Annotated in this window: 1 protein-coding gene; it reads right to left on the reverse strand. The window is 70.1% G+C overall.

What is annotated here, in order from left to right:
• Positions 1–608, reverse strand: a 608-nt coding sequence (locus MY55_RS22325) for a type VI secretion system Vgr family protein (RefSeq protein ID WP_208856080.1), incomplete at both ends; no start/stop codon positions are given.

Genomic DNA, 608 nt, shown 5'->3' on the forward strand with positions numbered 1-608 from the left:
TCGTAGTCCTGCAGGCTGGATTGCAGCGCCTGGCCGCCCTGGCCCTGGTCGATCTGGCTGCTGTCGCCGCTGTGCTGGGTGGACACCGGCTGGTAGTCGAAGCTGGCCAGCGCGACGCTGCCGGGGACGATCTGGCGGCTGGCGTGCCAGGCGGTGAGGCCGTCCTCGTCTTCGGTGGCGTCGCTGCGGTGGAAGCGCACCCGTTCCACTTCGGCCGGCGGCAGGCTGTAGGCGTCGTCGAACACCACCAGCTTGACCTGGGGCGCGTCGCCGTCGACATGCTCGAAGCGCCAGGCGTAGCCTTCCTCGTGCAGCAGGCGGACGATGAAGTCGTAGTCGCTTTCGCGGTATTGCAGGCAGTAGCTTCTGGGCTGCGCCGGGCCGACCTTGATCTCGATCGCCTGGCCGCGGGCGAAGGCCGGGTTGGCGGCCTGGTGCTCTTGCAGGATCTGCTGGACGATGTCGGGCACCGTCAGGTCCTGGAACACGCGCGAGGTGCGGCGGTGGCGCAGCAGCGCGAACGGCGGCTCGATGGTCAGCGCGTAGCGGGCGAAGCCGCCGTCGGCGCCCAGCTGCCGGGCCTGGGACACCACGCCGCAGCGTATCGT

This window comes from Chromobacterium subtsugae, from assembly GCF_001676875.1.
GTDB lineage: Bacteria > Pseudomonadota > Gammaproteobacteria > Burkholderiales > Chromobacteriaceae > Chromobacterium > Chromobacterium subtsugae.